This is a genomic window from Amylibacter sp. SFDW26 (assembly GCF_009184395.1).
Taxonomy (GTDB): domain Bacteria; phylum Pseudomonadota; class Alphaproteobacteria; order Rhodobacterales; family Rhodobacteraceae; genus Amylibacter.
Genome location: NZ_WEIC01000001.1, coordinates 15,792 through 35,006 on the forward strand (window position 1 = coordinate 15,792; position 19,215 = coordinate 35,006).

20 protein-coding genes and 1 tRNA gene are annotated in these 19,215 nt (G+C 44.6%); 10 read left to right on the top strand and 11 right to left on the bottom strand.

What is annotated here, in order from left to right; translation table 11 throughout:
• The first annotated feature begins 1 nt into the window (after position 1).
• Entirely contained in the window at positions 2-565 is a 564-nt protein-coding gene (locus F9L33_RS00090; RefSeq protein WP_152140700.1) for a TetR/AcrR family transcriptional regulator, read from the top strand.
• Here F9L33_RS00090 and otnC read toward each other — a convergent pair.
• Genes otnC through F9L33_RS00110 form a run of 4 tightly spaced genes read right to left on the bottom strand, consistent with a single transcriptional unit; the run spans position 562 to position 3,510 of the window.
• The gene (gene otnC / locus F9L33_RS00095) at positions 562-1,209 is read right to left on the bottom strand and encodes a 3-oxo-tetronate 4-phosphate decarboxylase (protein ID WP_152140702.1); all 648 of its coding nucleotides are present in this window, start codon (positions 1,207-1,209) and stop codon (positions 562-564) included. The genes F9L33_RS00090 and otnC overlap by 4 nt on opposite strands.
• Positions 1,206-2,432 (bottom strand): 3-oxo-tetronate kinase, encoded by a 1,227-nt coding sequence (gene otnK / locus F9L33_RS00100; RefSeq protein ID WP_152140704.1) that lies wholly within the window; start codon positions 2,430-2,432, stop codon positions 1,206-1,208. The genes otnC and otnK overlap by 4 nt, the downstream gene beginning before the upstream one ends.
• Complete coding sequence (locus F9L33_RS00105; RefSeq protein ID WP_152140706.1) at positions 2,429-3,223, bottom strand: N-acyl homoserine lactonase family protein; 795 nt, start codon at positions 3,221-3,223, stop codon at positions 2,429-2,431. Before F9L33_RS00105 ends, otnK begins: the two co-directional genes overlap by 4 nt.
• Positions 3,220-3,510 (bottom strand): putative quinol monooxygenase, encoded by a 291-nt coding sequence (locus F9L33_RS00110; RefSeq protein WP_152140708.1) that lies wholly within the window; start codon positions 3,508-3,510, stop codon positions 3,220-3,222. The genes F9L33_RS00105 and F9L33_RS00110 overlap by 4 nt, the downstream gene beginning before the upstream one ends.
• 199 nt (positions 3,511-3,709) lie before the next feature.
• On the opposite strand from F9L33_RS00110, the gene F9L33_RS00115 reads away from it, so the two are divergent.
• From F9L33_RS00115 to F9L33_RS00145, 7 genes are all read left to right on the top strand, one after another.
• On the top strand, positions 3,710-4,804 hold the full coding sequence (locus tag F9L33_RS00115; protein ID WP_152140710.1) for an isocitrate/isopropylmalate dehydrogenase family protein: 1,095 nt from the start codon (positions 3,710-3,712) through the stop codon (positions 4,802-4,804).
• Positions 4,801-5,820, top strand: coding sequence for a Gfo/Idh/MocA family protein (locus F9L33_RS00120; RefSeq protein ID WP_152140712.1), 1,020 nt, complete (start codon positions 4,801-4,803; stop codon positions 5,818-5,820). The genes F9L33_RS00115 and F9L33_RS00120 overlap by 4 nt, the downstream gene beginning before the upstream one ends.
• A gap of 3 nt (positions 5,821-5,823) precedes the next feature.
• Positions 5,824-6,498 (top strand): GntR family transcriptional regulator, encoded by a 675-nt coding sequence (locus F9L33_RS00125; protein WP_226803858.1) that lies wholly within the window; start codon positions 5,824-5,826, stop codon positions 6,496-6,498.
• A 68-nt stretch (positions 6,499-6,566) separates the two neighbouring features.
• A complete protein-coding gene (locus F9L33_RS00130) occupies positions 6,567-7,733 on the top strand; it encodes an iron-containing alcohol dehydrogenase (protein WP_152140714.1) in 1,167 nt (388 codons plus the stop codon).
• 157 nt (positions 7,734-7,890) lie between these two features.
• On the top strand, positions 7,891-9,594 hold the full coding sequence (locus F9L33_RS00135; RefSeq protein ID WP_152140715.1) for an Hsp70 family protein: 1,704 nt from the start codon (positions 7,891-7,893) through the stop codon (positions 9,592-9,594).
• The gene (locus tag F9L33_RS00140) at positions 9,581-10,876 is read left to right on the top strand and encodes a J domain-containing protein (RefSeq protein WP_152140716.1); all 1,296 of its coding nucleotides are present in this window, start codon (positions 9,581-9,583) and stop codon (positions 10,874-10,876) included. The genes F9L33_RS00135 and F9L33_RS00140 overlap by 14 nt, the downstream gene beginning before the upstream one ends.
• Positions 10,876-12,942: a hypothetical protein gene (locus tag F9L33_RS00145; protein ID WP_152140717.1), complete on the top strand. Its 2,067-nt coding sequence runs from the start codon at positions 10,876-10,878 to the stop codon at positions 12,940-12,942. The genes F9L33_RS00140 and F9L33_RS00145 overlap by 1 nt, the downstream gene beginning before the upstream one ends.
• A 78-nt stretch (positions 12,943-13,020) precedes the next feature.
• On the opposite strand, the gene F9L33_RS00150 is transcribed toward F9L33_RS00145, so the two are convergent.
• A tRNA-Ala gene (locus tag F9L33_RS00150) sits at positions 13,021-13,096 on the bottom strand.
• A 69-nt stretch (positions 13,097-13,165) separates the two neighbouring features.
• Positions 13,166-13,507 carry a TIGR02300 family protein gene (locus tag F9L33_RS00155; RefSeq protein ID WP_152140718.1) on the bottom strand — a complete coding sequence of 114 codons (342 nt, stop codon included), beginning with the start codon at positions 13,505-13,507 and terminating at the stop codon, positions 13,166-13,168.
• Positions 13,508-13,654: 147 nt separating this feature from the next.
• Here F9L33_RS00155 and F9L33_RS00160 point away from each other — a divergent pair, with 147 nt between their 5' ends.
• Positions 13,655-14,341 carry a M48 family metallopeptidase gene (locus tag F9L33_RS00160; RefSeq protein WP_152140719.1) on the top strand — a complete coding sequence of 229 codons (687 nt, stop codon included), beginning with the start codon at positions 13,655-13,657 and terminating at the stop codon, positions 14,339-14,341.
• Between the two features lie 37 nt (positions 14,342-14,378).
• Entirely contained in the window at positions 14,379-15,029 is a 651-nt protein-coding gene (locus tag F9L33_RS00165; protein WP_152140720.1) for a GntR family transcriptional regulator, read from the top strand.
• Here the strand turns inward: F9L33_RS00165 and F9L33_RS00170 are convergent.
• The 5 genes from F9L33_RS00170 to F9L33_RS00190 form a co-directional block, all read right to left on the bottom strand.
• Positions 14,998-16,002 (bottom strand): ABC transporter ATP-binding protein, encoded by a 1,005-nt coding sequence (locus F9L33_RS00170; protein WP_193221919.1) that lies wholly within the window; start codon positions 16,000-16,002, stop codon positions 14,998-15,000. The genes F9L33_RS00165 and F9L33_RS00170 overlap by 32 nt on opposite strands.
• A 224-nt stretch (positions 16,003-16,226) precedes the next feature.
• Positions 16,227-17,615, bottom strand: coding sequence for a dihydrolipoyl dehydrogenase (gene lpdA, locus F9L33_RS00175; protein WP_152140722.1), 1,389 nt, complete (start codon positions 17,613-17,615; stop codon positions 16,227-16,229).
• Between the two features lie 109 nt (positions 17,616-17,724).
• On the bottom strand, positions 17,725-18,114 hold the full coding sequence (locus tag F9L33_RS00180) for an MAPEG family protein (protein ID WP_152140723.1): 390 nt from the start codon (positions 18,112-18,114) through the stop codon (positions 17,725-17,727).
• The gene (locus tag F9L33_RS00185; RefSeq protein ID WP_152140724.1) at positions 18,111-18,737 is read right to left on the bottom strand and encodes a VOC family protein; all 627 of its coding nucleotides are present in this window, start codon (positions 18,735-18,737) and stop codon (positions 18,111-18,113) included. Before F9L33_RS00185 ends, F9L33_RS00180 begins: the two co-directional genes overlap by 4 nt.
• Positions 18,734-19,213, bottom strand: coding sequence for a hypothetical protein (locus F9L33_RS00190; protein WP_152140725.1), 480 nt, complete (start codon positions 19,211-19,213; stop codon positions 18,734-18,736). Before F9L33_RS00190 ends, F9L33_RS00185 begins: the two co-directional genes overlap by 4 nt.
• Positions 19,214-19,215 lie beyond the last annotated feature (2 nt).

Consider the following 19,215-nt stretch of genomic DNA (forward strand, 5'->3'; position numbering starts at 1 on the left):
CATGGACACCAAAACAGCACTTTTAGATGCCGCAGAACAAGCCGCGCGGGCAAATGGTCATGATGGGTTCAGCTATGGTGATCTGAGCAAGGTAATTGGTATCAGTAAAGCCAGTATCCACCATCATTTCCCATCTAAAGCGAACTTGATAGAGATGCTGATGGGGCGGTACCAAGCGACAGTTGCGGATGAATTCAGTACGATTGATGCCTTGGCACAAAATGCAGGGCAACGTTTGCGCGGGTTTATCAACACATACCGTACGGCATTGAATGGCGGCGATTCATTGTGCTTATGTGTTGCGCTTTCGGTAGGGCGCGATGGGTTGGAAGACACAGTTAAAGGGCAACTTCATGGGTTTCGTGAAATGTGCCTTGCATGGTTAGAAGGTGTTTTCGAAAGTGGTGCTGCTGATGGAACAATTGCAGGTGTAACTGAACCCAAAAACGAAGCGGCAACATGTCTTGCTATTGTTGAGGGTGCGCAACTTGCTGCACGTGCAGAACATAATGAAACACGGTTTGAACAAGCTGTTGGTATGTTACTTGGGCGGATTGTTGATTAATCCCAATCAATATTGAATTTATCAACTAAGCCATTCACTTGAGCTGTATTCAGCAAGTTTGGCGACATGCCCTTGCACATCAATGTTAGCTTGGCAGTCTCTTCGAGTTCTTCCATTGCATATACGGCTGCATTTAAGTCTTTACCGGCTACAACTGGGCCGTGGTTCGCCAATAGCACTGCAGCGCGTTTCCCAAGTAGGCCGCGTACCGCATCACCCATAGCTGGATCGCCAGGCATAAAAAACGGCAGGAGTTTTACTTTGCCAAGTTTCATAACACCATAAGCTGTTATCGGAGGTAGGACGTTGTCTTCATCTACGTCTGGCAAGACAGACAAGGCTACAGAGTGACATGAGTGTAAATGAACGACCGCACCTGCAGATTTGCGGGTTTCATAAAATGCTTGATGAAGTGGCATTTCTTTGGTCGGGGCATCACCAGACATGTGCACACCATTTTCATCTAACAGGCTGATTTTTGCAGGATCAAGAAACCCCATTGAACTGCCCGTGGGTGATACAAGAAGTGTACCATTCGAAAGCCGCACAGAAATATTGCCAGATGATCCGCCTGTTAATCCGCGATCAAACATGGATTTTGCCCAGCGGGCGATATCTTCACGGGCTTTGGTTTCTTCTCTCATGATGATCCTGACAGAACGTTTAGGGCGGTTTCAAAGAAATTCTTATCGCCGAAGTTACCTGATTTTAAAGCAACCACCAAGTTGCGATTATCCACACGCAATGCGGGGACGCCTGCGGCAATTTTTGGGCCGATATGTAGTGTTTGGGCGCTAAGGCCTGTGACAACAGCACCAGAGGTTTCTCCACCCGCAGAAACGATCCTTGTGACGTTGTTGTCCGCCAATGCTTTGGCAAGATCAGCAAAAAACCCTTCGATCTTTTCTGCAACAGCTTCACGTCCAAATGTATCTTGAGCGGCTTTAACTGTTTCAGGATCCGCTGTGGAATAAACCAGCGGCGCCCCTTCTTGCGCTAACACCCAGTCACAAATGCTTTGTGCTGTGTGCTTGCCGCCCATTACGTCCTCTGCCGTCAATTCGAAGGCAGGGGCGATGGTTTTATATTGTGCGATTTGTTCGCGCGTGGCGATGGAACATGAACCAGATAGAACAACACCTTTGCCTGCAACACCCTGCCAAGGTGTTTCGCCCGCACTGTGTCCAAAATTCGCGGGCAGCCCCAAAGCAATACCAGAACCGCCGCACATCAATTTGCGATCTTTAAGGGCGGCACCGATTGTCAGCAGATCAGCATCATGGATTGCATCGACAATGAACATTGCCTGTTCTGCGGCAAGACTTTTGGCAACGGCATCAACACCTGCACTGACTGTTGTGGCTGGAATATGTGACACTGACCAAGTTGTTTGACGGCTGAGAACACGGCGCAAGTCAGCGTCGCGCATTGGCGTTAAAGGATGATCTTTCATCCCGCTGTCGCTGAGCAGTTGATCCATTACGAACAAGTGCCCCTGATACACACTGCGCCCGTTTTCAGGAAACGCTGGACAAACGGCAATGGCTGTTTCGCCCAATTTCGGTGCCAATGCTTCTAAGACCTGTCCGATATTGCCATCATCTGTTGAATCGAATGTTGAGCAGACTTTGTAAATGATCTGTGTGCAGCCTTGTTTTTGCAACCAATCACAAGCTTCCAGTGATTGTGCAATTGCTTCATCAACAGGGGCGGTACGGGATTTTAACGCGACCACACCTGCATCGATATCTGCGACACCTTCATAAGGTGTGCCGACGAATTGCGCCACGCGCATGCCGCCTTGGGCCAAGGTTAATGCAATGTCGGATGCGCCTGTGAAATCATCCGCAATAACGCCTATTTTCAAAGCTTAAACTCCTTAGATGGTCCTTGATCCAAACGGACCGCATAATCGGGGCCAGCTTGGGGGAATAACTCCATGACCAATGGATCATGACCTGGAATAATCAGGCTGCGATCCGACGCTAATTTATGTAATGTTTGAAACCCATCAAGCATGTTCTGTAAATCGACCACAATCGGGAAGGGTTTGTTTTCAAATACGTTTTCGTAGTAATGTGAGGCATCAGAGGCCAGGCAGAGCCAGCCTGCATCAGTGCGCACACGCACGGCTTGTAATCCGCGGGAATGCCCGCCAATGCAATGCACTGTCACACCATCGGCAACGACGCCATCACCATCGTGGAATATTGCACGTCCAGAATAAACCCGTTTAACGGCATCGCATATGTGATCTGCGGTAAATGGCATTCGCAAAGTGTCGTGGCACATGCATGGCCCTGTGGCATAGGCCATTTCTGCGGCTTGCAGATGTATTGTTGCGTTTGGAAATTGTGCAAATCCGCCTGCATGATCGTAATGCAGATGGGTGACGATTAAGGTGGTTATGTCTTCTGGTTTTAACCCAATACCTTGCAATGCTTCCGCAGGTTCACGCAAAATGGGGCGATCACGGCGCGTTGCTTCGGCTTTGTCATATCCCGTATCAACAAGGATCACCTCATCACCGCGTTTTAAGACCCATATAAAGTAATCCATCGCATGGGGCGCATCATGATTGTCGTCAAAAATGAAACTATCCGCACGGGTGCGGCTGTTGCGATCTGCGTATTTTAGGGCAAAGACCTGCCAATTCATTGTGCCACCTGTGTAAATGTCCGTACGGTTTTTGCGGCAACCATATCTGCCGTTTCTGCATTAAACCGTTTGAAGTGGTCTGAGGCAAGGTGAACGTCAAAAGCTGCCGCATCTGTGTAAAGCTCATAGAGCAGAACTTCGTTTGGTTGATCAGGGTCTGTTAAGACATCAAACTGATGGCAGTCTGGTTCTTCGTTTAAAGAAACCTGTGCGTTGTTGTGCATTAAAGGCATGAATGCTTCATATGCATCTGGCTTGATCGTGAATGTGACAACGACTGCATACATGTTTTACCCCTTTAGGCCTCAGCGATGGAATGATCGGCACTCTAAGATAATAAAGCCCCATATTATCAGTTTACAGCATAGTTGTGACATATCGCTTTATTATTGAATTAATTAATGTATACATTAATGAGAAAACGAGTCAATGAACAGCGTGTTGATCAGATCAATGCAAGGTTCATGCGCTTAGTCGGGGAATAGAATGTCTAACAAGTTTGAAATCGCGGTGTTTAACGGGGATGGTATCGGACCAGAAATCATGGAGCCTACTGTTGATGTATTAAAATCGCTGGCAGACCGATCAGGTGCTTATAGTTTCGGGTTTAATTATGCGGATGCAGGGGCTGCGCATTACGCGCAAACGGGTGAATCTTTACCCGCTAAATCTTTGCAAACTGCACGAGATGCGGATGCAATCTTGCTTTCTGCAATGGGTTTACCATCCGTACGTTATCCAGATGGTACAGAAATTTCACCGCAGATCGAAATTCGCAAAGAGTTGGATTTATTCGCGGGTGTACGCCCTGTGCGCATTACACCAAGTTCACGCACACCGCTGAAATTAGATGGTGGTCAAACGGTTGATTTTGTTTTGATCCGCGAAAGTACAGAAGGGTTGTTTCATACCCAGGGGTGCGGTGAAGTCCATGATGATTATGCACAAGAAACATTGCAAATCACACGTAAAACCAGCGAAAAATTATTTAAATTTGCATTCAATCTTGCCAATCATCGCAAAAACTCTGGTCAGGGACGTGGGCATGTAACCTGTGTTGATAAGGCAAATGTATTCCGGTCGTTTGCATTCTTCCGCTCTATTTTTGATGAAGAAGCTGCGAAACATTCAGAACTTACATCTGACCATGCTTATGTGGATGCAACGGCATTGTGGATGGTTGAAAAACCGTGGTCATTTGATGTGATGGTAACGGAAAACATGTTTGGCGACATCCTGTCTGATTTAGGTGCTGGCCTCATGGGTGGTTTGGGCATGGCCCCTTCTGCCGATATTGGGGAAAGTAATGCTGTGTTCCAACCCTGTCACGGCACGGCACCTGATATTGCAGGGCAGGGTGTTGCCAACCCATTTGCGATGATCTTATCCGCAGCTATGATGCTGGATTGGCTGGGTACGAATAATGATATCCCAGAAATGGTTGCTGACGGGCTTGCCCTGCGCGATGCGGTTGATAGTGTTATTGCTGCGGGCACCCAAGTGACACGCGACCTTGGCGGGACGTTGGGCACTAAAGCTGCCGCGCAAGCTGTATTGGAAACGATGGTATCACCCGAATGATAGAACCAGATGTTCGTGTTGCATGTTTAGGAGCAGGTTATTTTAGCCAGTTTCATTATGATGCATGGCGCCGCATTGATCGGGTTGCTTTGGTTGGCTCAGCTGACACGGATTACGAAAAAGCTGCTGAAACGGGTGCGCCAGCCTTTAGTGATTATGAAAAGATGCTATCGGTAACGCTTCCTGATGTATTGGATATCATCACCCCGCCACCAACGCATATAGATGCGATTAAAACTGCCATTGTTGCTGGTGTAAAAACAATCATCTGCCAGAAACCATTCTGTATGTCGCTGGATGAAGCCAAAGAAGCGGTACAATTGGCACATGATGCGGATGTTCAGATCATAGTTCATGAAAACTTTCGGTTTCAACCTTGGTACCGGCTGATTGCAGAACAGATCAAATCGGGCGTATTGGGTGAAGTCCAACAAGTTACATTCAGATTGCGTACTGGCGATGGTCAGGGGCCAGAGGCCTATTTAGACCGCCAACCGTATTTCCAAACAATGAAACAACTCTTAGTGCACGAAACGGCTGTACATTGGATAGACACGTTTCAATACCTGCTAGGACCTGTGCAATCTGTTTACGCGGATCTTCGGCGTTTGAACCCCGTGATTGCCGGCGAAGATGCTGGATATATTCTGTTCGATTTTGAAAACGGTGCGCGGGCTTTATTTGATGGCAACAGACATCTAGATCATGCTGCGAAAAACCACCGCATGACATTGGGCGAAGCCCTTGTTGAGGGGACAAAAGGTACGATTACTCTGGCGGGAGACGGCTCTGTTCAAAAGCGCAGCTTTGGTGACATTCAGGCCACAACTATATTGGAAACGCAAGATTGGGCAGGATTTGCAGGGGATTGTGTTTACGCATTGCAAAACCATGTGATTTCTGGCCTATTAAATGCCACACCGCTAGAAAACACTGCGGCCGAATATTTAAGTGTGATCGAAATAGAACAAGCGATATATCGCTCTGCACAGGAGCATCGCAAGTTGGAGTTATAAAACGTGTTGCAAGACGAGCCGTTCAAATCGAATACACGCCGCGCAGTCCATGATTTGCGCGAGTTGATTTTTTCAGGAGAGCTTGAAGCAGGCAGTGACCATTTGGAAAGTGAACTTGCCGAACGTTTAAGTATGTCGCGGACCCCAGTGCGCGAGGCGACATTGATGTTAGAAGCCCAAGGTTTGTTAGAAGTGCGCCCTAGAAAAGGTGTGCGTATTCTTGCCCTTTCAGCGGATGACATGGATGAGATTTACGAAGTTCTGACAGAACTTGAAAGTTTAGCTGCTGCTTTGGCTGCTGACGCGCAATATTGTAAAAAAGACCTGAATACTTTGGCAAAAAGTATCGATGATATGGAAGTTGCTGTAACCAACGAAGATCGGGTGGCTTGGGCTAAAGCGGACGGTGATTTTCACCACGAATTAGTGCGTCTTTCTAAAAATTCGCGGATCATGGCGATTGTTTCAAATTTCAATGATCAAGTGAGGCGTGCACGAATGACAACATTACACATTCGCCCATTGCCAAAAAAATCGAACGAAGAGCACCGCGCTTTATTTGAGGCAATTGTATCTGGTGATGCAAAAGCTGCGCGAGATATACATTGGAACCATCGCACGTCTGCACGTAAAATGTTAACAGAATTACTGAATGGACACGGATTAAAACGCATTTAAACGTACATTTTAGATAGATGTGGCATTAAATTCTATCCATCATCATTTGGTTATAAGGAAAATTACATATGAAATCCTTTAAGTTCCAAACAACGAGCTCTATTCTTTCGGAGGTTGGCTCAACAGGGAAAATCGGGCAATTGATGACCGATTTAGGGTGCCAAAAAGTTGCTTTTGTTACGGACTCTCTTATCTTAGAACTCGGGTTAGCAACAGCAGCCTTAGATAGTTTAAAAGCTGCTGGTATAACTGTTTACATTATTGATGATGTGGTTGCAGACCCTCCAGAGGCAATGATACGTGCGGCTGTTGAGCAAGCCAAATCAGAAGGCATCGATGGTGTTGTATCTGTGGGAGGCGGCTCTTCTATGGATACGGCAAAATTGATTTCTGTTTTGGCTCGGCCTGATCGCCCACAGGATTTAGATGAGATGTACGGTGTTGATATGGTTAAAGGTGGACGTTTACCTTTGATCCTTGCGCCAACGACGGCTGGTACTGGATCAGAAGTCACACCTATTTCTATAGTCACAACACGGACATCTGAAAAGAAAGGCGTTGTATCTGCCCAACTTTATCCAGATTGGGCTATTTTGGATGCAGAATTAACAATTGGGTTGCCTGCGCATGTGACTGCTGCGACGGGTATAGACGCGATGGTTCATGCGATTGAGGCCTATACGACAAAACACGCTAAGAATATCTTATCAGATACTTTGGCACGTCAGGCGCTTCAACTTTTAGGGGGAGCAATTCACAAGGCATGTACACAAGGTGAGGATCGCGAAGCGCGGTCTGATATGTTATTAGGTTCTATGCTTGCAGGGATGGCATTTGCAAACGCCCCCGTCGCTGCCGTCCATGCACTCGCGTATCCATTGGGAGGGCACTTTCACGTGCCGCATGGGTTGTCTAATGCTTTAGTATTGCCACATGTATTAGAATTTAACATGGAAGACGATTTAGCGGCATCGCAATATAGCGAAATTGCTCCAATTATTTTCCCCGAATTAAAAGATAAATCTAATGCTGAAATCTGCAGCTCTATGGTTCAAGGTTTCAAAGATTTAGGGCCAGACCTTGGTATGAAATCGACGTTACGTGAAGTTGGTGTTAACCATAATGATCTACCGATGTTGGCCGAAGATAGTATGAAACAAACGCGTCTATTGGTGAACAATCCACGCGAAATGACATATGATGCAGCTTTAGCAATTTATACGGCGGCTTTATAAAAATACTAAAGACCGAAATCAAATTACATTTAAGCCTTGTCATAATTGTAAGGCCAGGCGTTTTCTTTTGAACAATAGATATCTTAATAAATATATTGATCAGAGACTAAGCGCTATATAAGTAATATGAGTAAGTATTTAAAATCAGGAATGTAAATTGATTATTGGTATTGATCTGGGCACGACGAACTCACTTGTTTCAGTATTTGGAGAGAATGGCCCAGAGCTTATTCCAAATTCTTTGGGATCATACCTAACTCCTTCGGCAGTCTTTTTTGATAAGTCTGGTAATAGTATTGTCGGAGAGTCTGCAAAAAATCATCTTGTTACAAATGGTGATAGCTCAACATCAAAGTTCAAGCGATTGATGGGAACCAATCAACTTACGAATATTGCAAGAAAGAATATGCGCCCTGAAGATTTATCTGCGCTTGTATTGCGAAGTTTAAAAAGCGACGCAGAAGCTTATCTGGGGTGTGCAGTCGAAAAAGCAGTTATTTCAGTCCCTGCTTATTTCAACGATATTCAACGTAAAGCAACTGTTGCAGCGGCTGAGATTGCGGGCTTGTCGGTTGAGCGTCTCATAAATGAACCTACGGCAGCAGCTCTAGCGTATGGTTTGCATGATAAAGATGGTGAAGACACATTCCTTGTTGTTGATCTCGGTGGAGGGACATTTGATGTCTCTATCTTGGAAATGTTCTCAGGCGTTATGGAAGTACGTTCTTCTGCGGGAGATGCATTCCTTGGCGGAGAAGACTTCACAGATCGTATTGTCGAATATTTTTGCGAGAAAATGGATCTGGTAAGTGACAAAATGCTAGCAGAAGATCTATCGCGGTTAAGATTAGTGGCAGATCGCGCGAAGATTATGTTATGTGATGAGATGACCGCCAATGTATCCTATCGTAATGGTGAAGAAGAAGTAGCACTTTCAATTTCACGAGACAAATTGGAAAGCATTTCGAAAGACCTAATTAACAGAACCAAAATACCATTACAGCGGGCAATAAGTGATGCTGGACTTACAGCCAGTGAAATAGATCGGATCGTACTTGTTGGCGGTGCAACGCGTATGATCTTAGTGCGCAACCTTATAACGCGTTTATTTAAAAGGTTTCCCGAACATGAGCTTGATCCAGATACTGTCGTTGCGCTTGGCGCAGCAGTACAAGCTGGTTTGATAAGCAGGAACGCTGCTTTAGAAGATATGGTTATGACTGATGTCTGCCCTTTTACATTAGGTTATGAGACTTCGCGCCAAACCTTAGGTCACGAACAATTTGAACATGGAATATTTAGCCCGCTTATCGAACGCAACACAACAATACCTGTCAGCCGTAACCATATCGTAACTGCTATGCAAAAAGGCCAGAAAGAAATTGATATCCGGGTTTTCCAAGGTGAAGCGCCATATGTTCGAGATAATATTAAAATTGGATCATATAAAATTTCACTGCCTTATAACATGAAAGAGCATGAAGAGGTCGATATTCGCTTCACATATGACAGTTCTGGTGTGCTGGAAGTTATTTCCACTGTTGTTTCCACAGGTAAGGAAAGTAAGCTTATTATTGAAGGAAATCCTGGAACGTTAACTGGCAAAGAGATTGAGAAACGTTTTAAAGAGCTAGAGAAAATAAAAGTTCACCCGCGTGACGAAGCGCAAAATGAAGCCTTGATCGCTAGAATATCAGCTGCATATGAGAATGCTCTTGGTGAACGCCGTTCGGCAATTTCCAGTTTATTAAGTGAATTCGAACATGCTTTAGCTTCTTTTGACAAGAGACGTATTGAAGAGGTTCGTAGCGTGGTAGAAGAACGCTTGCAATATTTGGAAGCATCTAATGCCTTCGACTGATCCTTTCGCCATTCTTGGAGTGGAAGAAAAAGGTGCAACTTTGGCATCTATAAAAAAGGCGTATTCAGTAAAACTTAAAGTTACGCGTCCTGATGATGATCCTGAAGGCTTCATGGAATTACGCGAAGCTTATAATCACGCTAAGAACATCGTTAAATGGAATTCGCAAACCACTATAGATGATGGTCTTAATGAAGATTTGTCCGAAGATATAGAAGCCCCAAAGGTTGAAGTTAAACCAGAACAGATCAAATATTGGTACGATGAAAAGCTAGATTTTAATTTCAACTCTTCCCCTTCTGGCCAGTTAATTGAAAAAACAGTGCGTTGGATGTTGGAACGAAAAGGTGCAGAGCCCGATCAATTTTTTGATGAGCTTATGCTTGAGCCTGCATTTCAAAATAAACCTGATTTTATGGTTTTTTCAAACTTTTACCGTGAACATATTTTCTATTCTGCTGGTGGTGGTGATCACGATTATTATGAAGAAGAAAACTTTCTGGAAGATGTAGAGTATGAGCGCCCAGAATGGCTTTCAGATGAAGCAATTTTGCGCATAGATATGCTTTTTGATTTTCAAACTGCTATGCCTAAAAATGAATGGGAAGCGCGCCAATTAAATTGCATCAAAAAAATATTTGAACCTGTTTTATTGGCAAATTCAGTAATCGAGCAAAAGTCTGATCCGCATGATGTTTTGGCTTTTCGCGCCAAAGAACAAGAGCAGCTTCGAAAAGATAGTCATGGGTCATATTTTGACCGAAGTAAAAAGAAATGGATTGATAAGTCGCCTGTAACTGAGGCTATGAATGATATTAATGAACTCATAGAGATACCTTGGAGTAATGCTTCAGACACGACTTGGCGCGATATTTTAGAACGTGATAACTTGCAAATGTTGGATGAGTTTCAAGATTTAGATGCACGTCTAAGGAATTTTATTTGTAATAAGACGGGGATGTATGAGGATACAAGAAAGTTAAAATTACCGCCATGGTTAAGTAAATCTGTTGTTCTATTACTTGATGATACCTTTGGTTGGAATTATCAATCTGGCCGACATGAATGGGAATATGAACAATACCGTTGGTTACACAGTGTTATTGCGCAACATCGCGATAAACCAAAAACGCAAAACGTTTATAAGACGTGGCAGTACATTAACAGAAATAGCTATGAGTTTCTTGGATATCAGCCTATGCCGTGGTTGTTGAAACCAAGTAGTATGCTTTACACATATTGTGGTTATAGGTTGCTGCAAGCAATACTTAGGGTGTTGTGATGGGATTTATTTTTGGTGGATTACTAGTCATTTTCTTTTGGATAATGCGCGCAAGCATTCCACACATATGGCGTGCCTTGCGTAATACACATTGGCTTAAATTTCGGAAAGAAGATGTGTTTTTATCGTTAGGCGTATTTGCATTAATTTGTGGCGTTGAATATGTGAGCCCATCATTAGGGCTGACGGGTTTAGAGCGTCCAGAAAAGCCAGAAAACGTGTTCTACTCAGAGCAAAAAAAATGGGCAGATAAGGCTATAAGCAACGATGAGATTTCAAAGTTAGCACCATGGCTTGGAGCGTTTGGGCAAGTCACAAAAACGGAATATAAAGAACAGCTCTCAAAGCAGTTAATTGAAACTAATATTAAGATATCAAAGGAAAGTGAAAATATAAGGGCGCAGGAGAAAGTTGTTGATAAATTATCCCCTAAAAATGGCGGTGTAAATACGACAGACCCACAGACTAAATCGAAGACGCAATTATCGTATTATACTCATCAATCAATTTTAGCTGGTATGATAAGCCGGATTGATCGTCTTAATATTGATAAAAGTGATATTCTTGATCGACAAGAAAATATCGACAGCTTGTTTGGCGAAGCCTCGGAGCTTCAATATTATGAATTGCAAAAACGTGATTTAGAACAAGCTGTAGAGAGACAAAGTAAGTTAGTTACGGCGCAAAATAAGATAAGATTTAATGCTCAAACAGCTTTAAACAAATATCAAATTGCAAACCCTGGTAGCGCTAATGATCCAGATACAAGAGACGAGCGAGACAGACTAGAAGAAGTATCTACTGATGAGGGCCGAAAGTATTACGGCTTAAATTCTAAATTAAGAGTTATTAAAAGTTCACTTAGTGGTGCGCGTAGAATGTCAGAAGGCACTATTTCTAGCGATATCTTTCCTGTATTAGACAAGCCAATAGAGATACTCGACATAAAACAAACAAAAAGATTTAGGGAAGATACTAAAGTTGGCCCTACAGTCGAGTGGAACTTTTCTAATAATAAATTGTTCAATGCATTTCAAAATAAATTGCGAAACTACCATGATCATGAACAAGCAATTAAATGCCATGTTCTAGTAGACGAAGAAAATGGAAACTTAAATGCGAGCCGCGGTTGCGAAATTATTCTTCCTATAAATATTAACTATGATCTGACCAAACCACAGTGTAATGCAATCTATTCAAAGACGAACCTTCCTTATAGAGTGGATCAGAAGCCTAAACGAGGCGAGGCGGCGGTTACCCACTGTATCGAACGTTGGAAATTCCCAACGTTACGTCTTGTTATAAAGAACAATCAGTTGACAGTTTACGAACCAGCATCTGATGCCGCGCCGTTAGATCATGTTCATAAGCATGGTTCGCCTATCAGTCGTTGGGAAATATATTGGGGCGGCGAATTTAAGCGCCTTGATCGTGAGTTCACGGGTATTTGGCCTTCTAATAAGCAAGAGTTTTCAATCAGACTTAGACATTTGCCTAAAGACGATAGCTTTGCATCTGATGTGAATGCAGAGGCAAAACTTGGTGGTGTAAGAATTTGGGAGGATTTTGATACTTCACATAATGGTAGAGAAAAAACATCACGCGTTGTGGGGGGAGATTTTTACGATGCGCATCTTTTTGAAAAAACTGGAACAAAAATTGGCATGAAGCTTCCATTCGTTCGTGATGTTAATGTGCATCTTTATGATGATACACAAGATGTCTCAAAAAGCTCTAAAGTCATTACTAATAGCTATGCCAATAGACTTCGCAGACGTATGAGAACGTTTGATCAGGTAAGTTTTACGGAGTATCAGAGAGCGCAAGAAGAGGCCGCAATCCTATTAGACACTTCAAAAACAGGTTGCCATTTCCCAGTGGGCCTAAACCGTAATGTATCAACCTCTAGACATGTGATTGCAAAATCCGAGATCAAATCTCTAATGGAACTTGTTGATACTAATGATGAAGGGATCGATTGCCGAAAATACCACGCTATCCGCACGGTATTGGATAGTCTTATCTTATTTTATGAAGGCAAATTGTATAATGTAAGCACAAATTAACGAGCCTAGTATACGCATATCTGACTATGGATCAGATAGTCTCTATAGGTTCTTTAGTGGTTTATTATCAAAAGTTTTTGGTGGAGCCTAGGAGGATCGAACTCCTGACCTCTTCGCTGCCAGCGAAGCGCTCTCCCAGCTGAGCTAAGGCCCCAAATCAGCGTATATTCATACGCTGGGGATATTTATGAAACACCGCTTGATTACACAAGCGGAATTTCACTTAACTGTCGTCTTCTGGACCCGCAACGTCTGCGATTTCTTCCAATGGTACAGTATCATCATCGTCGTCTTCTAGAACGTCATCACCTAGATCTACATCGATATCTGCATCATCTTCGTCCAATACATCTACGTCATCCGCTAGATCATCCTCTGTTGCGGCTGCAACATTGGCTTTATCTGCTTTGTCCGTCATAGACGTTTTAGATTTGTCATTTGAGAAAAATGACAACTCATACTCCTTGCCAGTGTATGGGCTGACAATTGGATCTTTTTGTAAGTCGTAAAAACGTTGGCCAGTCTCTGGACAAACGCGCTTTACACCCCAAGCTTCTTCGGGCATTTTTAGTCCCCTTTACAGGTCATAATGGAATCCGTGTTGCCAACTGCCACATCATTTCAGACTTGTCAAAGGCAGAAAGCAAGAAACTTGTCGATCCAGCGAAAAAGGTGGTTTGAACCCGTCCACAAAGGGCCTACATTAAGGATAATGGTAGAGCAAATTGAAATTGGCGACCCAGCGATTGCTGTGGCGATTAAACGTTCCGCGCGGGCACGTCGTTATTCTTTACGTATATCTAATAAAGACGGCTCGATCAGTTTGACCGTTCCTAAATATGCCGTGATGAGTGAAGCACTTAATTTTGCACGTGAGCATGAGGGTTGGATGCGTAAGCATTTGGCCAAGCAATTAAAGCCATTGTCCTTGCAAATTGGTGGATCGGTTTTATTTGATGGTGAATACCGTCGGATCGAGCCAGGAACTGGGCGAATTGTGCGATTTGATGGCGAAGTTTTGCAAGTTCCCGGGTCCGCTGAAATGGTACCAACAAAACTAAAGGCATATTTCAAAGCTATGGCGCGGGAACGCATGGTTTCGGCCTCCATTCATTACGCTGACTTACTGGGTAAACCAATTGGACGCATCACAATGCGCGATACACGGTCACGCTGGGGCTCTTGTACGTCTGATGGTAATCTCATGTACTCGTGGCGGTTGATCATGGCACCTAAGGCTGTTCAGGCTTATGTGGCGGCACATGAAGCCTGTCATTTGATTGAAATGAACCATTCAGATGCGTATTGGGCTTTGGTCGCAAATGTATTTCCAGATTATAAAACCCATCGGTCTTGGTTGAAAAAGAACGGCAGTCTGTTGCATCGTTATATGTTCTAAACCTTGACGAATGGGTTTTTTGTGATCACAAAAGCTTATGTCTAGTACCGAACGTATTCCCGATAAATCCATTCCACATCATGAACGTGTGTACCGTAAATTACGTGGCGAAATTATGCATGGTGAAATTCAAGCAGGTCAGGCTCTGACCATTCGCGGCATCGCAGACAAATATGAGGCCAGCATGACACCTGCACGCGAAGCTGTGCGCCGTTTGTCGGCAGAAGGTGCTGTTTCTGTGTCCTCTACGGGCCGTGTGACGGCACCTGTGTTGTCTACTGAGCGTATAGAAGAGTTGGCGTCTATACGTGCGCTTATAGAGCCAGAAATGGCCAGCAGGGCGCAGCCAAGGGCGCATATGGCGTTGATTGAGCGGCTTTATACCATAAACAGCCTAATTTCCGAGGCGATCGTCAAGAATGAACCTGTGACTTATGTGCGCCGCAACCTTGAATTCCACCGTACTTTATATCTGCGCGCCCAAGCACCTGCGATGTTGGCAATGGTGGAAACGGTTTGGCTACAGTTGGGGCCGACGATGACGATGCTTTATTCAAAATTGCAACGCCGTGAAGCATCCGACCATCACCGCCAAGTGATTGCAGCATTACGTGCGGGTGATGAACCCACCTTGCGATTGGCAATTCGTGCGGATGTCACACAAGGGTTACGGATGCTGGTGCGGTAGCTTCTGTATCTTCTATACTTGGGAAGGCTTGTAGTAGCGTTGCATAACGAATTCTGGCATCTGTAATTGAGCTATAAGAGCCAACCAAGTCTCTGATAGGGCCGCCCAAGCGTTCCAATCCTGAAACAAATGCCAATATCACACCAATTTCTGCATGCCCTTGGATCACAAGGTAGCCACCATAAGAAATAACCCCAAAAGGCCCCAAAGCGATTAACAGATTGTTGATGGTTTTCATCACATTTTTATTCAAAATGTACCGCGTACGAATGCGTAAAATATCTTCAACTAAACTTACAAAACTTTTGGGTGCAGCAGAGCGTAAAAGTTCGTCTTCTGGATTGTCTACAATGAACGATCCAAGGTCCCGCATGCGCAGGGCTTTTTCCTGTGCTAATAGGTTCATTTTCTTTTGGAAATACGGAACGATTATGAATTGCGGTGAATATAATCCTAAAGCAATTGATGCGACCAAAGGTTCGACCCAAAACATATACCCTAGAACAAACACCAATGTGCCAATTTCAAACAAAGGGCCAGAAATTGCAGAGCCTGCAAAACCACCAAGTTTTTCAACCTCAGATGACATCATAGAGACAACAGCACCTTCATCTACTTCATCAACATCAGCAGGGTTCTGATCTTTGGGTAATTGTGGTGCTGCCGTGTATGTATAATGGAAGACCGAACCACGTAATGAGCGTACGATATTTGCCGAAATCAATTCGCGTTGGGCGCGCATGGCAAATTTGAAACCAGCAGCAACGAGCATGGCCAAGATATAAAAACCGCCAAGTTTCAGTAACATGTCTGTATCTTTTTGTGCGACGGCATCATCCAAGATACGTCTTTGCAGTTCTAAGGGAACAGGTGCCAAAGGCAAAAGGATCAGTGTTAAAGCGATTACAACGATTTGCTGTCGGTACGATTTATTAAAAATATAGCGATAAACGGATGTAGGCATTCTGGTCATAAAGCAACGCATACATTATTATGTTCATGCAGCAACTTTGATTTAATGCGCTAACGCCTTTGTGAAGACTGTTTATGATCTAGTTAAGATTTCATGCGTATAAAGGGTACTAAATGATCAGATTCCCCTTAGCTGGTCATGGCCATTAATACCTTTATTAGGCCATAAGAAAACGCCCTAATGTTGTTATACATTAGGGCGTTTTTGTATTCTCAAACAGACACTTAAGCGTGTATGGCGCCATCACCACAAGCCAATGCGGCTTCGCGCATGGCTTCTGAGAATGTTGGGTGCGCATGGCATGTCAATGCCACGTCTTGCGCGCTTGCACCGAATTCCATTGCCACACAGATCTCGTGGATCAAATCACCAGCGCCCGGGCCGATCAGATGACACCCTAAGATGCGGTCTGTTTTTGCGTCAGCCAACAATTTTACAAAGCCATCACCTTGGAAAATGGCTTTGGCACGGGCGTTACCCATAAAGCTGAACTTGCCGATTTTATAATCGACACCAGCTTCTTTTAACTCTTCTTCGGTCTTCCCAACGTTAGCGACCTCTGGGGCTGTGTATATCACACCAGGTATTACATTATAGTTAACGTGACCGTGCTTACCTGCAATCACCTCTGCAACAGCCATACCTTCATCTTCGGCTTTGTGCGCCAGCATTGGGCCGTCAATCACATCACCGATGGCGTAAACACCAGCTACATTCGTACGCCAGTGATCGTCAGTTTCAATCTGGCCGCGTTTTGAAATGGTGCCGCCAAGCGCTTCGAACCCTAAGCCATCAGTGAATGGTTTGCGGCCAGTGGCCACCAGTACAACATCAGCATCAATGGTCGCATCGCTATCATCTTTGCGCAGTTTGTAGTTCACTTTGGCTTTGCCTTTGGATGTGTCCACTGATTGAACTGCGGCACCCATGATGAATTTAAACCCTTGTTTTTTCAACATTCTTTGGAATGTCTTGGAAATCTCTGCATCCATGCCTGGTGTTATATGATCCAAGAATTCTACAACCGTCACTTCGGAACCAAGACGGGCATATACGCTGCCCATTTCAAGACCGATGACACCTGCACCGATCACGACCATGGATTTTGGAATTTTTGGCAATGCTAATGCACCTGTAGAGGTCACAACGGTTTTTTCGTCGACTTCTACACCCGGTAGGGATGATGGTTCAGAGCCTGTTGCGATCACGATATTTTTGGCTTTATGCGCTGTGCCATCAACGGTGACTTCACCCGCTGCTGTGATTGTACCGTAGCCTTTGATCCAGTCTATCTTATTCTTTTTAAACAAGAATTCGATACCTTTGGTGTTGCCTTCAACAACGCCATCTTTGTATTCTTGCATCTTGCCAAAATCGACTGATGGAGACTTACCCATGAGGCCCATTTTGGTGAAATTATGTGTGGCTTCATGGTATGAATGCGATGCGTGCAGCAATGCTTTTGACGGGATACAGCCCACGTTTAAACAGGTGCCGCCCAGTGTTTCACGGCCTTCGACACAGGCTGTTTTTAGACCTAATTGCGCGCAGCGAATAGCGCAGACATAGCCGCCTGGGCCGCCGCCAATTACGATAACATCATAGTCTGACATGGGGGTTAACCTTTCGTGTTTTCGCCAAAATGGCGTGTATGATTGGCGTGCACAACCTGTGCACTAAGCGTATGACATGCGGTGCATGTCTGTGTGTTAAGAATTGCGATCATAAGAGCGCCGTAATCATCATTATTGTTGTGGCCAAGAGGCCCACTGTCCAAATATGGGAGCGCCAAGGCACCCACCCAAAGACATAAGCTGGAATATAAAGTACCCGCGCTGCGACATAGATCCATGCACAGATTTGCGTAACGAGGTTGGAGGCATCCCCCAGAGTGACAACCACAACGGCGATTGTGAACAGGATTAACCCTTCGAAGTGATTGTTCATGGCACGTTGAATGCGACCTGCACGACCTGTCAATTCACTGCCTTCATCACGTGGGCTATAAGCAGCATCGTGGCCAACCTGTTTGATAGCATGTGGGACATATAAAAATATCTGAACGACTTGTAAGATGCCAGCAAGGGCGAGTGCTGTGATTTCTGGTGTCATGAAAGGGTTACCTTTCTGTTGTCTGCAGTTTGCAATGCAACGCTGACATTGGTTTCATCTGATGGGATGATCTCAGGCTTGTCTGTTAACCCCAAAGTGTCAAGCAATTGAGTTAGCTTTTCAGCCTGAGGGGTTTTTATACTGATTGAGTTCAACCTAAGCCCAAGGTCAATCATGCCGCTAGCAGGATGCGGACCTTCGGTATCCCATTGCAACAGCAACGGGGCGGCGCCATCCATTGGGATTGCACCATCATCGCGGACTGTGAAACGCCATTTCAGATGATCGCGTTCTAAGCTTAACGCGCGACCTAAATCGACACCGATATTTGCGGCTTTTGCAATGCAGCCTTCGATATCATCGGTGCGTAGCAGCCATGCAACTTGTGGCTTTGTTGTGTTGTCTAAATTGAACCAGCGCGGGCGACCGATTGCGGGGGCATCTGGATTTATCGCGATGATTTCTGCGAATGTGTCAGTTCCAAGGGCTGTTAGGTGGTTGTGCGTAGACATTAACGGGTGTTCGCCACCTTTGGGCATGTCCAAACCAGTCACGGATTGGAAATATGCAGTGCCTTCTGCAAGAGAAGGAGCTGTGATGCCTATGTGGTCGAAGGTGATCATTCTTCCATATCCTCCCAAGATGAGGCCGCATCAACAGGGTTGGGTAAGCGGCTTTCTAACCATTTCATTATTGTTCCAGGCGGTTGGTCTGAAACAGGGCATTCAATAACCCAGCTCAAGAAGTCCCTTGGGCCACCATTCATGTATGGTGGCGGGGAAACTGGTTTGAATACTGTTGGTAAGCGTTCCGAAAGAGACAACTCATTCAGGACGTGTGCATATTCTTGAACAACATTCCATGCCAAAGGATGGTCTATATCAATGGATAACTTCACCCACCATCCATTAACGTCAGCAATGTCTCCAGCGGATATGAAATTTGCTGAAGGTGTTTTATTTATGAAATCGGAGAGAGTTTTGAATTTTGGGTGTAGAGTAGCTTCTTGCTGAATCACCATATTTTCCATTTTTTCTAAGGCACGCAACTCATCTTGTTCAGATGAATTGCGTTTGCCAAATATTTTAGGAATTTTCATTC